This window comes from Pseudomonas sp. 51_B, assembly GCF_017491595.1.
Lineage (GTDB): Bacteria > Pseudomonadota > Gammaproteobacteria > Pseudomonadales > Pseudomonadaceae > Aquipseudomonas > Aquipseudomonas promysalinigenes.
Genome location: NZ_JAFGYW010000148.1, coordinates 1 through 541, shown reverse-complemented (window position 1 = coordinate 541; position 541 = coordinate 1). Strand labels below are relative to the sequence as shown.

The following is a 541-nucleotide window of genomic DNA, read 5'->3' as shown; positions in this document are numbered from 1 at the left end:
AAATGATTGCGACGCTTTGCACGGGTATAACGCGTGCCGATAAATACGAAGAGAGGTCTGAACATGTCGGGGCTTGTTCGGAGGGAAAAGGAACGTCCTTGTGGCGGGGGTCGAAAACCAGCTTTACACTCAGACCACCGCCGCTACCATGGGTTCGCCATGTCGACATTAGATGAAGAAGATCGCCGCGAATACTACCGTATCGAGGACACGATCGCCCTGGAAATTCGGCCCCTGTCCGCTCCCGAAGCCGCAGGCCAGGAAGTGTTGCAGGATGCTTCCCCACTCTTCAACCTGCTCAGCGAACTGCACCTGAGCGAATTCGAGTCGCAGCACCTGTTGCGGCAGATCAGCGAGCGCGACCGCGCCATCGCCGCGTTCCTCAAATCGCAGAACAAACGCATTGACCTACTCAGCCAGGTGATCGCCCTGACCGTGCTCGGCCACATCGGCGAGCCGCAGCCGGTGATCATCTCCGAGGGCGGGATCGACTTTCAGTACCCGACCCCGATTGCCACCGGCGCACACCTGTCGGTGAAAC

General features: G+C 59.0%; 1 protein-coding gene. It reads left to right on the top strand.

Annotated elements, in window-relative coordinates; all coding sequences use genetic code 11:
* Nucleotides 1-159: 159 nt before the first annotated feature.
* On the top strand, nucleotides 160-541 hold a 382-nt coding region (locus tag J5M56_RS24085), incomplete at its 3' end, for a PilZ domain-containing protein (RefSeq protein WP_207937953.1).